Source organism: Micromonospora sp. NPDC005686 (genome assembly GCF_042871665.1).
Classification (GTDB): Bacteria; Actinomycetota; Actinomycetes; order Mycobacteriales; family Micromonosporaceae; genus Micromonospora.
Map to the genome: position 1 here is coordinate 113,625 of NZ_JBIAIY010000004.1, position 13,238 is coordinate 126,862.

At 74.1% G+C, this 13,238-nt stretch carries 11 protein-coding genes; 7 read left to right on the top strand and 4 right to left on the bottom strand.

Annotated elements, in window-relative coordinates; genetic code table 11:
- Positions 1-28 precede the first annotated feature (28 nt).
- Complete coding sequence (locus tag ACFYON_RS10970; protein ID WP_091425759.1) at positions 29-535, bottom strand: inorganic diphosphatase; 507 nt, start codon at positions 533-535, stop codon at positions 29-31.
- A 422-nt stretch (positions 536-957) separates the two neighbouring features.
- Between ACFYON_RS10970 and dacB the strand changes: the two genes are divergently transcribed.
- From dacB to tilS, 3 genes are all read left to right on the top strand, one after another.
- The gene (gene dacB / locus ACFYON_RS10975; RefSeq protein ID WP_387188160.1) at positions 958-2,484 is read left to right on the top strand and encodes a D-alanyl-D-alanine carboxypeptidase/D-alanyl-D-alanine-endopeptidase; all 1,527 of its coding nucleotides are present in this window, start codon (positions 958-960) and stop codon (positions 2,482-2,484) included.
- Between the two features lie 66 nt (positions 2,485-2,550).
- The gene (locus tag ACFYON_RS10980) at positions 2,551-3,618 is read left to right on the top strand and encodes a zinc-dependent metalloprotease (RefSeq protein WP_354868948.1); all 1,068 of its coding nucleotides are present in this window, start codon (positions 2,551-2,553) and stop codon (positions 3,616-3,618) included.
- 124 nt (positions 3,619-3,742) lie between these two features.
- Positions 3,743-4,693 carry a tRNA lysidine(34) synthetase TilS gene (tilS, locus tag ACFYON_RS10985; RefSeq protein WP_354868946.1) on the top strand — a complete coding sequence of 317 codons (951 nt, stop codon included), beginning with the start codon at positions 3,743-3,745 and terminating at the stop codon, positions 4,691-4,693.
- Between the two features lie 93 nt (positions 4,694-4,786).
- Here the strand turns inward: tilS and ACFYON_RS10990 are convergent, their stop codons facing one another.
- Positions 4,787-5,746, bottom strand: coding sequence for a helix-turn-helix domain-containing protein (locus ACFYON_RS10990; protein ID WP_354868944.1), 960 nt, complete (start codon positions 5,744-5,746; stop codon positions 4,787-4,789).
- A 150-nt stretch (positions 5,747-5,896) separates the two neighbouring features.
- Between ACFYON_RS10990 and ACFYON_RS10995 the strand changes: the two genes are divergently transcribed.
- The 4 genes from ACFYON_RS10995 (at position 5,897) to folE (ending at position 9,857) form a co-directional block, all read left to right on the top strand.
- The gene (locus tag ACFYON_RS10995; RefSeq protein WP_018786602.1) at positions 5,897-6,034 is read left to right on the top strand and encodes a hypothetical protein; all 138 of its coding nucleotides are present in this window, start codon (positions 5,897-5,899) and stop codon (positions 6,032-6,034) included.
- Positions 6,035-6,133: 99 nt separating this feature from the next.
- Positions 6,134-6,709, top strand: coding sequence for a hypoxanthine phosphoribosyltransferase (gene hpt, locus ACFYON_RS11000; RefSeq protein ID WP_013288988.1), 576 nt, complete (start codon positions 6,134-6,136; stop codon positions 6,707-6,709).
- Positions 6,710-7,140: 431 nt separating this feature from the next.
- A complete protein-coding gene (gene ftsH / locus ACFYON_RS11005; RefSeq protein WP_354868939.1) occupies positions 7,141-9,153 on the top strand; it encodes an ATP-dependent zinc metalloprotease FtsH in 2,013 nt (670 codons plus the stop codon).
- A gap of 86 nt (positions 9,154-9,239) precedes the next feature.
- Entirely contained in the window at positions 9,240-9,857 is a 618-nt protein-coding gene (folE, locus tag ACFYON_RS11010) for a GTP cyclohydrolase I FolE (RefSeq protein ID WP_354868937.1), read from the top strand.
- A gap of 87 nt (positions 9,858-9,944) precedes the next feature.
- Here the strand turns inward: folE and ACFYON_RS11015 are convergent, their stop codons facing one another.
- Together ACFYON_RS11015 and ACFYON_RS11020 are read right to left on the bottom strand one after the other, a co-directional pair.
- Positions 9,945-10,646: a hypothetical protein gene (locus tag ACFYON_RS11015; RefSeq protein WP_354868934.1), complete on the bottom strand. Its 702-nt coding sequence runs from the start codon at positions 10,644-10,646 to the stop codon at positions 9,945-9,947.
- A complete protein-coding gene (locus ACFYON_RS11020) occupies positions 10,643-13,228 on the bottom strand; it encodes an FtsK/SpoIIIE domain-containing protein (protein ID WP_354869180.1) in 2,586 nt (861 codons plus the stop codon). Before ACFYON_RS11020 ends, ACFYON_RS11015 begins: the two co-directional genes overlap by 4 nt.
- Positions 13,229-13,238 lie beyond the last annotated feature (10 nt).

A 13,238-nucleotide genomic window follows, 5' to 3' on the forward strand; every position in this document is an offset into this window, starting at 1 on the left:
GGCCCGGGCCTCCGGCAAGCATCGAGCGTCAGTGCAGCGTCTCGCCGCGCTCCTCGGCCTCCTTGGCGCGCCGGTACGACGCGACGATCTCCGCCTCGGCCTCGACCCGGCCCACCCAGGTCGCGCCCTCGACCGACTTGCCCGGCTCCAGGTCCTTGTAGACCTCGAAGAAGTGCTGGATCTCCAGCCGGTCGAACTCGCCCAGGTGGTGGATGTCGCGCAGGTGCTCCTGACGCGGGTCCTCGTAGGGGACGCAGAGGACCTTGTCGTCGCCGCCCTTCTCGTCGGTCATCCGGAACATGCCGATGGTGCGGCAGCGGATCAGGCAGCCCGGGAAGGTCGGCTCGGGCACCAGCACCAGCGCGTCCAGCGGGTCGCCGTCCTCGCCCAGGGTGCCCTCGATGAAGCCGTAGTCGGCCGGGTACTGCGTGGAGGTGAAGAGGGTGCGGTCCAGCCGGATGCGGCCGGTCGCGTGGTCTACCTCGTACTTGTTGCGGTGACCCTTGGGGATCTCAACCGTGACGTCGAAATCCATCTTCCACGCTCCCTCGTTTGCCCACGCTGGCTAACGGAAACCAGCGGCTCACCCCGGGCGCGGGGTGAACGCCCCCCGCCGGCTCCGGCCGCCGCATAGTGTTCGGACCGAAGTAGTGTCGCCCAAGGCGATTTCGAGCGGGGGAGGAGGGGGCCGTGGGGAGGGAAGATTCACACTACCGCCCCGAGAGGGTTGACGGGCGCGGGTCTGCCGGTTCCGGTTCCGGCGGGGCCACCGGGCGGGTGTCCGTCCCGGGCGCCAACGTCCCTCGTCGTCCGGCTCCGGCCGCCGGGTCCGCCTCCGTCGGCCCGCCGCACCACGGCCCGGGCTTCGCCCGTCCGCACGACGGGCGTGGCCCCGCCTCCGGGTCGGCCCGCGGCGGTCCGCCGTACGATTCGGCACGCCCGGTGGGCCGGCCCGGCATGCCGGGCTCGATCCCGGTCAGCCCGCCGGTTCCGCCGTCCGGCGCCGCGCCGCCCGTACCTTCCGCCCCGCCGCCGGGCCGGCCACGACGCCGCTCGCGGCTGCTCGCGGCGCTGGCCTGCGTGCTCGTGCTGGCCCTGGCGGTGGCCGGGCTCGCGGTGCTGCGCCCCGGCCCGGTCGCCGGGTGGCTGGGCGACGTCGACAGCACGGGTACGGCGGTCGCCGCGCCGCCCGAGCCCACCCCGCCGGCAGTGCTCGCCGAGCCGAACGGCAACGCACCGCTGCCCACCGAGGCCGGCATCCGCGCGGCCCTCGACCCGCTGGTCCGCGCCGCCACGCTCGGCGACCGGGTGCACGTGTCGGTGGCCGACGTGAGCACCGGCCAGGCGCTCTACGGCAGGGGCCAGGACACCCCCACCGTGCCCGCCTCGGTGACCAAGCTGGCGACCGGCGTGGCGGTGCTCGCGGCACGCGGCCCGGCGTACCGGATCCCGACCCGCGCGGTGGCCGGGGCCAACCCGGGCGAGGTGGTCCTGGTCGGCGGTGGTGACCCCACGCTCGCCGTGAACAAGGACGGTTTCTACCCGGGCGCGGCCCGGCTGGACGACCTGGCCGCCCAGGTGCGCGACGCGTTGGGCGGCACCGCGCCGACCAAGGTGATCGTCGACTCGTCGCTGTTCAACGGCCCGGTCTTCGAGCCCGGCTGGGACGCCGACATCCCCACCGGTGGCTTCGGCGCGGCGATCACCGCGTTGATGACCGACGGCGCCCGGAAGAACCCGGCCGAGGCGCGGCGCACCGCCGAGCAGACCAACCACGCCGCCGAGCGGGTGCCGCAGCCCGACCTGACCGCCGGCCGGCAGTTCGCCAAGCTTCTCGGCCTGACCGGCGGCGCGGCCCAGGTGGCCCGGGGTGCCGCGCCGGCGGCCTCCGGCGCCACGGGTACGGCCCCCGGCGCCGAGCTGGGCAAGGTGGAGTCCCTGCCGATGATCCGGCTGGTCGACATCATGATCAGCGACAGCGACAACGTGATCGCCGAGGCGATGGCCCGGCAGGTGGCGCTCGCCAAGGGCAAGCCCGGCTCGTTCGCCGGCGGCGCGGCGGCCACCGACCAGGTGCTCGGCGAGATGGGCCTGCCGGCCGGCGAGATCAGCCTGGCCGACGGCAGCGGCCTGTCCCGCACCAACCGGATCAGCCCTTCGCTGCTGACCGATCTGATCACGCTGGCCGGCAACGGCAGCCACCCGGAACTCGCCGCGATCTTCGGCGGCCTGCCGGTGGGCGGCTGGTCGGGCACGCTCGGCGAGCGCTACCGGGCGGCGGCCACGAGCGCGGGGGCGGGCGTGGTGCGGGCCAAGACCGGCACGCTGAGCGGCGTCAACGCGATCGCCGGCACGGTCACCACCGCCGACGGCCGGCTGCTCACGTTCGCCGTGCTCACCGACCGGACCCAGGGCTCACTGGACGAGACCCGCGCGGCGCTGGACCGGATCGGCTCCGCGCTGGCCGGGTGCGGCTGCCGCTGACCGACGGGGGTCGATCGGCCGGCGCGAGCCCGGGTAGGGGTGTTCCGGCGCGGGTACGGTGGGTTCATGGCGCAGTTCGTGGACTGGGATCTGGCCGCCGCTACCGCGGGGGCGCTGAGTAAGTCGGGCCCTCGGGTGTCGTACGCCGAGGCGACCGACGTGGTCGGCGACCTGCGCCGGCTGACCGAGGAGGCGGCCGGGCACGTCGCCGACTACACCGGCCTGCGGGCGCAGGTCGCGCACCCGCCGGTACGCGTCGTCGACCGCCGCGACTGGGCGGCGGCGAACATCGCCGGGCTGCGTGAGGTGGTCTCCCCGCTCGTCGAGCGCCTCTCCGGCGACAAGCGACCGGGCGCGCTCACCGAGGCGATCGGCTCCCGGGTGACCGGTGTGCAGGCCGGCACCGTGCTCGCGTACCTCTCCGGACGCGTGCTCGGCCAGTACGAGGTCTTCGCCGGCGATCCCGGCCAGTTGCTGCTGGTCGCGCCGAACATCCTCGAGGTCGAGCGGAAGCTCGGCGCGGACTCGCGCGACTTCCGGCTCTGGGTGTGCCTGCACGAGGTCACCCACCGCACCCAGTTCACCGCCGTGCCGTGGATGCGCGCGTACTTCCTCGGGGAGGTGCAGGCGTTCGTGGACGCCTCGCAGGGCGGCGAGCACCTGCTTGAACGGCTGCGCCGTGGGGTGGCCACGCTCTCCGACGCGGTCAAGGACCCGGAGAGCCGGGCCAGCGTGCTGGACATCGTGCAGACCCCGGCCCAGCGTGCGGTGCTGGACCGGCTGACCGCGCTGATGACGCTGCTGGAGGGCCACGCCGAGTTCGTGATGGACGGCGTGGGGCCGCAGGTCATCCCCAGCGTCGAGTCGATCCGCGCGGCGTTCAACCGCCGCCGCGAGTCCGGCAACCCGCTGGAGAAGGCGATCCGGCGGCTGCTCGGCATCGAGGTCAAGATGCGCCAGTACGCCGAGGGCCGCAAGTTCGTGCACGGCGTGGTCGACCGAGTGGGGATGCCCGGCTTCAACAAGATCTTCTCGTCCCCGCTGACGCTCCCCCGGCTGGACGAGCTGGGCGATCCGGACGCCTGGGTGAACCGCGTACACGGGCCCGCCGGTGCCACCCCGCCCGTCGTCTGATCCGGCCGTTACTGCTGGTCGGCTCGGCTCGGCTGGTCCGGTCGGCTCGGCTGGTCTCGGCTCGGCCGATGGCGCCGGCGCCCGGTCGCGGAGATCGCCGTCGCCCGCGCCCGCCGTCGCCGCCGTGCGGCTCGCCGTACGCCGGCTGCTGACCGGCCTGCCCGGCGGCGGTCCGGTGCTGGTGGCCTGCTCCGGCGGGGCCGACTCGCTCGCGCTCGCCGCCGCCACCGCGTTCGTGGCCCCCCGGCTCGGGCGTCCGGCCGGCCTGGTGACAGTCGACCACGGCCTTCAACCCGGGTCCGCCGAACGGGCCGAGGCGGTCGCCGGCTGGGCCCGCGCCGCGGGGCTCGATCCGGTCGAGGTGCTCGCGGTACGGGTGGACGGCCGGCCGGGCGGCCCCGAGGCGGCCGCCCGGGAGGCCCGGTACGAGGCGCTGGTCGCGGCCGCCCACCGGTACGACGCGGCCGGGGTGCTGCTCGGACACACACGCGACGACCAGGCGGAGACCGTCCTGCTGGCGCTGGCCCGGGGCGCCGGGCCGCGCGGGCTGTCCGGGATGCCGGAACGGCGCGATCTCGACGGGGTGCCCCTGCTACGCCCGTTCCTCGACGTCGCGCGTGCCGACACCCGGGCCGCCTGCGCCGCGCTCGGACTCGACCCGTGGGCGGACCCGCACAACGCCGATCCCGCGTACGCCCGGGCCCGGGTCCGGTCCGACGCGCTGCCCGCGCTCGTCGACGCGCTGGGCCCGGGGGTGGTGGCGAACCTCGCCCGTACCGCCGGGCTGCTCGCGGCCGACAACGCCGCGCTCGCCGCGCTCGCCGACGCCGCGCTGCCCGACGTCCGGACCGAGGGGAGCGGCCTGTCCGTCGCCGGGCTCGCCGAGTTGCCGGCCGCCGTCCGCACCCGGGTGCTGCACGCGTGGGCCCGCGAGCTGGGCGCCGCGCCGGCCGCGCTGTCCCACAGCCACGTGGCGGCGCTGGACGCCCTGGTCACGGCCTGGCGCGGACAGGGCCCGGTGCACCTACCCGGCGGCCACCAGGTCCGCCGCCACGCCGGCCACCTCCTACCCTGACCGCCCACCAAGGCAGGACCAACCTCATGATCGACGGGACGAGCCGGGTGCGGTGGGCGAGGCGGGGCGGGGTGTCGGGACGGGCCAGGTCGGTCAGGTCGTTTGGCGGTCTCGGAAGGTGGTGCGGTAGGCCAGCGGGGTGGTGCCCACCCGGCGGGTGAAGTGGTGCCGCAGGGCGGCCGCGTCGCCGAAACCGGCCTGCTCGGCGACCCCCTCCACGCTCAGCGTGGTGTCCTCCAGCAGGTGCCGGGCCAGCAGCACCCGCTGGTTGGTCAGCCAGTCGTGCGGGGTGGTGCCGGTCTCGGCGCGGAACCGGCGGGCGAACGTACGCGGGGCCATCCCGGCGCGCGCCGCCAACTCGTCCACTGTCACCTGCCGCCGTAGGTGTCCCATCAGCCACTCCAGCACCGGTTCCAGGGTGGGTGCCTCCGGCGCCTTGGGGATCGGCGCCTCGACGTACTGTGACTGGCCGCCGTCGCGGTGCGGTGGCACCACCATCCGGCGGGCCAGCCGGGTCGCCACCGCCGAGCCGTGCTCCTGGCGTACCAGATGCAGGCAGGCGTCGATGCCGGCGGCGGTGCCGGCGCTGGTGAGCAGCCGGTCGTCCTGTACGTAGAGCGAGTCGCACTGGACCCGGGCGGCCGGGAAGCGCCGCTGGAGTTCGTCGGTGTACCGCCAGTGGGTGGTGCAGTCGCGCCCGTCGAGCACGCCCGCCTCACCGAGCACGAACGCGCCGGCGCAGACGCTGAGGATCCAGGCGCCCCGGTCGGCGGCGCGGCGCAGCGCGGCGAGCACCGGTTCGGGGACCGGGGCGCCGTCGGCGTGCGCGGGCACCGCCACCAAATCGGCGTCCTCGACCGGGCCCAGGCCGGCGGTGGGGGTGAGCAGGAAGCCGGAGCGGCTGCTGACCGCGCTGCCGTCGGCGGTGCAGACGTCGAACCGGTAGCCGGGGAAGCCGTCGGTGGTGCGGTCGGTGCCGAAGACCTCCGCGAGCACGCCGAGTTCGAACGGGGCTACCTCGTCCAAGGCGATGACGGCGACCGAGTGGAGCATGTGACGAGGGTAACCCGATGAGTGGCAGGAAGTCGATGCCCAATGGCTTTCCTGCCACTGTCGGGCGCGGTCGGTGGTCCGCAGAATCAATGGTGTCCGGTGCGCACCGGCGGCGAAAACCGTCTCGACCATGTGAAAGCGAGCGCCGCCATGACCGTTCTCCTGCTTCTGCTCTTCCTGCTCCTCCTCGTCGGCGCCAGCGCCTTCGGGTTCACCGCCGACACCCGCGACTCGGCCGACTGGAAGCCGAGCGACGACGGGCAGCGCTGGCGCTCCCGTACCTGCTGAGGTGATTTGTTCATTTCGCGCCGAAAATCCCTGGCGGGACCGCGCCAAAAGGGGCGGCCCCGCGGGCGGCGGCGCGGGGGCGTACGGCAGGCTAGGAGCATGGCTGACGGCTCCTGGTACGACGCCGACATCGACCACGTGATCATTTCGGAGGCGCAGATCCGCGACAAGACCGCGGAACTGGCCAAGCAGGTCTCGGCGGACTACGCCCACGTCGAGGACGGCCTGCTGCTCGTGTGTGTGCTCAAGGGAGCGGTCATGTTCATGGCCGACTTCGCCCGCGCGCTGGGCCGTCAGGGCCCGCCCGCCGAGCTGGAGTTCATGGCCGTCTCCTCCTACGGCCAGGGCACCACCTCGTCCGGCGTGGTCCGGATCCTCAAGGACCTCGACCGCGACATCGCCGGCCGGCACGTCGTGGTCGTCGAGGACATCGTCGACTCCGGTCTGACGCTGTCCTGGCTGCTGCGCTACCTGGAGTCGCGCTCCGCGGCGAGCGTCGAGGTGGTCGCGCTGTTCCGCAAGCCGGACGCGGTCAAGGTCCAGGTCCCGGTCAAGTACGTCGGGTTCGACATCCCGACCGAGTTCGTCGTGGGCTACGGGCTCGACTTCGGCGAGCGGTACCGCGAGGTGCCCTACGTCGGGGTGCTCAAGCCCGAGGTGTACGCCCGGGCCTGACCCCGCCGAGCCCTTCGTCAGCTGACATTCAGCGGGCTCTCAGTCTTCCGGTCTACGGTAGGAGCCGGTGACGTGGAGGCACCCTCCACGCCCGGCCCCTCGAACCGCGTGACCGTGCGGTGTGGGCGGGTCGGGTGGGAGCTCCCCGTCACGCTGGCTCAAACCCGGGTTCGCCCTACGCGTAAGTGCCGGGCTCGCAAGCTCGCTTGTCGCGCGCACCGAGGTTTCGAATGTGCGCGACTGCGGGGCTCGCAAGCTCACTCCTCGCGCGTACGGTGTACCGTCGAATGACCGTGGTGCGGCAGTTTGCGTGCCCCGGGGGTCGGGCCGGCCCGCACGGCGGCCCCGGCCGCCGCTCAAGGCGGCGACACCATTCAGACGGTCAGGACGTCGATCAGGAGGATGCGGGCGCCTCGGCACCCGACTACAGCATGGAACGTACGCGTTTCTTCCGCCGACCGGTGGTCTGGATCATCCTGGTCATCCTCGGCGCCGTCGTGCTCAGTCAACTGTTCACCGCTGGTCCCAGCTACCACCGGGTGGACACTTCCGTCGCGCTCGACCAGCTCAACAAGGGTGGCATCGAGAAGGTCGTCTTCCAGGACAAGGAGCAGACGCTCCAGCTCGACCTGAAGGACAAGGCCAAGTTCGGCGACGACACCACCACCGACAAGATCGAGGCGCAGTTCCCGTACGAGGTCGGCGGCCAGGTCTGGAACCAGGTACGCGAGGCCGAGGCGGCGGACCGCATCACCGGCCCGGTCGACACCAAGGTGTCGTCGGACAGCATCTGGGTCAGCCTGCTGGTCAACCTGCTTCCCATCGCGCTGCTCGTGCTCCTGCTGCTGTTCTTCATGTCGCAGATGCAGGGTGGCGGCTCGCGGGTGCTCAACTTCGGCAAGTCCAAGGCGAAGATGATCACCAAGGACACGCCGAAGACCACCTTCGCGGACGTCGCGGGGGCGGACGAGGCCGTCGAGGAACTGCACGAGATCAAGGACTTCCTGCAGAACCCGGCGAAGTACCAGGCCCTGGGCGCCAAGATCCCGAAGGGCGTGCTGCTGTTCGGCCCGCCCGGTACCGGCAAGACGCTGCTCGCCCGCGCGGTGGCCGGCGAGGCCGGGGTGCCCTTCTACTCCATCTCCGGCTCCGACTTCGTCGAGATGTTCGTCGGTGTCGGCGCCAGCCGTGTCCGCGACCTGTTCGAGCAGGCCAAGTCGAACGCCCCGGCGATCGTCTTCGTCGACGAGATCGACGCGGTCGGCCGGCACCGTGGCGCCGGCATGGGCGGCGGCCACGACGAGCGGGAGCAGACGCTCAACCAGTTGCTGGTCGAGATGGACGGCTTCGACACCAAGGGTGGCGTCATCCTGATCGCCGCCACCAACCGGCCGGACATCCTCGACCCGGCGCTGCTGCGCCCGGGCCGGTTCGACAGGCAGATCCCGGTCGACGCCCCCGACATGGAGGGCCGCAAGGCCATCCTGCGGGTGCACGCCAAGGGCAAGCCGTTCACGCCCGACGTCGACCTCGACGCGGTCGCCCGGCGTACCCCGGGTTTCAGCGGCGCCGACCTGGCTAACGTGATCAACGAGGCCGCGCTGCTGACCGCTCGTAAGGAGCAGCGCGCGATCTCCAACGACTCCCTGGAGGAGTCGATCGACCGGGTGATCGCCGGTCCGCAGCGCCGGACCCGGGTGATGAGCGACAAGGAAAAGAAGATCACCGCGTACCACGAGGGTGGGCACGCGCTGGTCGCCTGGGCGCTGCCGCACGCCGCGCCGGTGCACAAGGTGACCATCCTGTCCCGAGGTCGCTCGCTGGGTCACACGCTGGTCCTCCCGACGGAGGACAAGTACACCCAGACCCGGGCCGAGATGATCGACACCCTGGCGTACGCGCTGGGTGGCCGGGCGGCCGAGGAACTGGTCTTCCACGAGCCGACCACCGGCGCCGGCAACGACATCGAGAAGGCCACCCAGCTGGCCCGCGCGATGATCACGCAGTACGGCATGAGCTCCAAGCTCGGTGCGATCAAGTACGGCACCAGCGGCGACGAGCCGTTCCTCGGCCGCAACATGGGCCACGAGCGGGACTACTCCGACTCGGTGGCCGCCGAGATCGACGGCGAGATGCGCGCGCTGATCGAGCTGGCCCACGACGAGGCCTGGGAGATCCTGGTGGAATACCGGGACGTCCTGGACAACATGGTCCTGGAGCTGATGGAGAAGGAGACGCTCTCCACCGCCGACATGGCCCGGATCTGCGCGCGCGTGGTCAAGCGCCCGCCGATGGCGCCGTACCACGGCTTCGGCAAGCGTCTGCCCTCCACCGAGCCGCCGGTGCTCACGCCGGCCGAGAAGGAGGCGCTGGCCGCTCAGGCCCGCGCCGACGGCGCCGCCTCGATCGGCGGTTCCAGCAACAACTCGGACGGCACGCACTGAACAGCGATCCGACGACGGCCGGCTCCCCGCACAGGGAGTCGGCCGTCTCCGCGACCGAGCCCGACGGCGACGACGCGCTCGACTACGTGGCCGCGCGGCTGATCAGCGGCAAGCTCACCGGTGGCCCGGTGGAGGAGAGCGTCGACCTCGCCCGGATCGAGAAGGCGGTCCGCGAGATCCTCATCGCGGTCGGCGAGGACCCGGACCGCGACGGCCTCCAGCAGACGCCGGCCCGGGTGGCCCGCGCGTACGCCGAACTCTTCGCCGGCCTGCGGGTCGACCCCGCGCAGGTGCTCCGCACCACGTTCGAGGCCCACCACGAGGAGTTGGTGCTCGTCCGGGACATCGACGTGATGAGCCTCTGCGAGCACCACCTGCTGCCGTTCCGGGGCAGCGCGCACATCGGCTACATCCCCGGCCCGGACGGCCGGATCACCGGCCTGTCCAAGCTGGCTCGGCTGGTCGAGGTGTTCGCCCGCCGGCCGCAGGTGCAGGAGCGGCTCACCTCGCAGATCGCCGACCTGCTGATGTCCAGCCTCGCCCCGCGCGGCGTGATCGTCGTGCTGGAGTGCGAGCACATGTGCATGGCGATGCGCGGCATCCAGAAGTCGGGCGCGAAGACCATCACGTCCGCAGTGCGCGGCGGCCTCCAGAACGACGCCAAGTCGCGGGCCGAGGCGATGGCACTGATCATGGCTCGCTGACACCGAGCGCCACCGACGGCCGCGTACTCCCGCCCGGGAGCGCGGCCGGCCCGTACCCCGCGCGGCCGGGTGGCGACGGAGCCGCCGTCAGTCCGGCAGCATGGCCAGCAGCAGGCCGGCGGCGGTGAGCACCGCCGGCACCAGGCAGACCAGGGCGCCGAAGCGCGGCGTCCGGTCCACCCGGTCGGTGGGACGCGGACGGAAGATGCGCCCCACCGCGAGCCAGCCCAGCATGAACGCGACAGCCGGCAGCGGCAGCCCGACCAGCAGCGCCAACACCGTCACCGGGCCCGGACCGGCGACCGCGTACAGCACGAGCTGGAGCAGCGGCACCACGAGCGCCAGCGGCCCGTACACCAGCAGGTTGCGGGGGCGGGTCGGCCACCGCGCCAGCCGCGGCAGGCCACGCGCGCTCAGCGTGTCGTCCGCCGCGTCCGCCCAGTCCCCGGCCGCGCGCAACGCCGCGAGCACCGCCGACGGCCCGCCCGCCATCGACCGGGCCGCCTCGGTCACCTCCGGCGGCGTCGGGACCAGCGACAACGCCGGTACGCCCAGCTCACGCAGCCGGGACTGCTGCGGCGCCAGCCGCTCGCGTACCGCGGTCAGCTCCTCGCGGGCCGCGGCCACCGACCGCGCCTGCTCCCCGGCCGCGGTGGCCGCCGCCCGGCGTACGCCGTCGAGCGCCCGCGCGGCCGCGACATACTCCGCCCAGGCCGACTCGGCGGGATCCGCCACCGTGGCCGGCCCACCCGGGCGGGGCCCCGGTACGGTCGTGCCGGTCTCACTCATGCCGCCCCCTCCCCGGTGCGGTCCGTCAGGCGCGGGTGCGGCTCGACCCGCGCGGTCGCCGCCGCCTCGGTCGTGCCGAACGGCACGAAAACCGTGCCCTGCTCGTCCGGGCCGTCCCAGAGCACCGCGCGACCCGGCCGGGGCCGCCACCACACCGGGCGGTCGAAGAGCTGCTCCAACCGGCCGCCCGGCACGTCGGTGACCGCCACGGCGGTGAGCTTGTCCACCTCGCCCTCCGGGCCGAGCAGCCCGGCCAGCGGGGCCGGTGTCCGCCACCAGCCGAGCAGGTGCCGGCCGGCGGGCGGGCCCTCCAGCAGCAGCGACCGCAGCAGGTCGGGCGGCAGCTCGGAGGCGTCCGGCACGTCCAGCCCGAACACCACCAGGTAACCCGGCTCGTCCGACGCCATGGCGTCCCGCAGCCCGGCCGCGTCGACGGTCTGCACCCGGTGCCGTGCGGCCAGCTCGGCGGCGAGCACCCCGGCCGGGTCGGCCGAACCGTTCGCCAGCGGCGCCAGCACGAACCGGGCCCCGCCCGGCTGTGCCGCCGCCGCGCTGCGGGCCGCCGTCACCAGCAGGCGCTCCGCCTCCTCGTCCCGCCCCAGGACGGCCAGGTTCCGCCCCGCGCCCGGCCCCAACGGCACCGTCACGGTGGACCGTCGCACGTCCACCGCCCGGCCCAGCAGAGCGGCGGGCCCGTGCGCGCGGCCGGCGAGCGCGGCCCGGTGCCGCGGATCGTTTGCGAGCAGCGGACGGGCGTACCCGGCGAAGACCACCGGCGGCGTCGCCGACTCGCCCCGCGCCTCCCAGAGCCGTCGCCGCAGGCCGGTCAGGACCTCGGGGTCCTCGTACGGGTCAGGGAAGCGGATCATCCGCTCGTGCCCCCGGGTCGCGCCGCGCGGGCCGCCCAGGCCACCCGCCGTGTTCACCACCGCGCTACCCACCGGCAGCCCGGCCGCCGAGTCGTTCGCCGGTTCCAGCACCGCCGAGCCGCCGGGCAACGCCACCCGCACCGGGAACTGGCCGAGCAGCGGGTCGCGCGGACCACCGATGCCCAGGTCGCCCTCACCGGCCAGCACCAGGTGGATCCCGTACGACCGGCCGGCGCGGGCGAGCGCGTCCAACCGGGCCAGCAGATCAGCGGCGAGCCGGTCCCGCTCGCGCAGCGCCAGCGGGAAGTTGTCGACCACGCAGACGATCCGGGGCAGCGGCTGGTGCTGCCGCAGCTCGGTGTAACGCTGCCCACCGGCCCGCCGGGACGCCTCCTCGCGGCGACGCAGCTCCGCCTCCAGCTCGCCGAACAGGTCGGCCACGTACTCCCGGTCGGCGGCCATCCCGGCGGCGCGCACCTGCGGCACCCAGGAACGATCGCGTTCGGTCTGGAGGAACTCCACGAAGGACTCGCCGTCGGCCAGGTCCGCCAGGTAGAGCGCCAGTTCGTCCGGTCCGTACCGGGCGGCGAGACCGAACAACGCATCGGTCAGGAACGCCGACCGGCCCGCCTGGCCCCGGCCGCTGACCAGCCAGTGCGGGGTCAGCTCGGTGAAGCCGAGGCTGACCGGGCGCCCGGCGGCGTCACCGACAGTGGTGCTCAGCCCGTCCGCCGAGCCGGCCGCCCAGAAACCGTCAGCCGGCAGCAGGTCACGCAGGGACAGACGCGAGCCGTCCTCGATCTGCCGCACCAGCCGCGCGCACACGTCGGCGACCAGGCCGGCGGGCGGATCGTCGTCGAGGAAGACGGGCGAGTTCAGCCCGCCCGGCGGTTCGGCGCCGGGACTGCTGAAGCCGGCGCCGGGCGGGTCGCCGACCAGCGCGTACGCGGTGCGCACCGTGACCGGGGTGGCGCGCGGCAGCGGGCTGCCGTCCGGCCAGCCGGCGAGCACCAGATGCAGCCCGGCGCGCGGCCCGCCCTCGGCCAGTCCGGCGAGCCGGTCCAGGTCGGCCGTGGTCGTACCGTCGGGCAGTGCGGCGACCACGAGCAGCAGCGTCCGGTCGTGTCCACGCTGCCGGGCCGTTCCGGCCGCCGTCCACTGCTCCGCCTCGGCCAGCACCGCGCGCATTCCGGCGAGGTCGGTGGCGGGCGGGGGGAGCAGGCCGGCGTCGGCCAGCGGCGCGTACCCGGCGAAGGTCTCACCGGAAGCGCCGTCGACCGCGCGGGCCAGCAGCGCGCCCGCCGGAGTAGCGGCGAACACGCGCAGCAGCAGCGCCCGGAGCAGCCCGGCCACCCGGGCGTCCGAGGCGTCGGCGTCGAGGCTCAGGTGGCCGCTGCCGAGCAACGGCACCAGCGCGGGGAAACGGGCGTCGTCGAGCGGCGCGGCGGCGCCGACCCGGACCAGCGGCGGTAGACCGTCACCGGGCGGCGTCGTCGCGCTCAGCGATTCCAGCGGCCCGCCGGCCCAGCCGGGCGCCGCCAGGTCGGCCACCGCCCGCAGACGCTCGGCCAGCTCGTACTGCCGGTGGTGGTCGGCCGGCGCGGGCCGGATCTCGTCGAGGATGCCCGCCGCCGCCGTCGCGGCTGCCTCGGCCCGGCGGTGCAGCGCGGCGGCCCGGCCGGCGCGCGCCTTCGGAGTCGCCACCGCGTCCACCTCTCTTTCC